Below are 641 nucleotides of genomic sequence, written 5' to 3' on the forward strand. Positions count from 1 at the left end.
TCGCCTGTGCATGCCAAGGCATCCACCAATTGCCCTTAAGACACTTGATCGTTCTCATTGCCAATGCCCATCCGCGCAATCCGAAGGATTGTCGCTTCAGCCTCTCCCTTGCGGGGTTGGCGTCCGCGCAATTCCAAAGGAATTGTCGCCTGAACCGGATCCTGTGCGGGATCCAAATTCGATGTCATTGACACAAAAAGACCAGCTTCTCGAGATCGGTTCGAGGGTGCGGTTAGGCAAACCCATCATATGCGGGAGATTGAGCGTCTCCCGCGACAAATCACGAACCTTTCGGCTCATGAAGTTCGAACAAATCTTCTCTTTACGATGTCAAAACAGAACAAGCGGCAAGCCAAGAAGCTCACCACAAACCTTTATACGAATGACTTTTTTCACCATCTCCTCGACACCCCTTCTTCGCCTCAAAGACAAGAAAGTGGTGGAGCCGGACGGGATCGAACCGACGACATCCTGCTTGCAAAGCAGGCGCTCTCCCAGCTGAGCTACGGCCCCTGATATCTTGCTCCCGCATAATGGTATCGAGAGCGAAGCGACGATCCCTACGGGATCGCGCTGGAGCTCAACTTCCACATCGAGGCTGAAGCGACGATCCCTGCGGGATCGCGCAAGTGGTGGGCCTG

At 54.1% G+C, this 641-nt stretch carries 1 tRNA gene; it reads right to left on the bottom strand.

Going from position 1 to position 641, the window contains the following annotated elements:
• Nucleotides 1–437 precede the first annotated feature (437 nt).
• Nucleotides 438–513 (bottom strand) — tRNA-Ala (locus tag NKI15_RS31940).
• Nucleotides 514–641 lie beyond the last annotated feature (128 nt).

The sequence above is a fragment of the Mesorhizobium sp. M0862 genome, assembly GCF_040319795.1.
Taxonomy (GTDB): Bacteria; Pseudomonadota; Alphaproteobacteria; order Rhizobiales; family Rhizobiaceae; genus Mesorhizobium.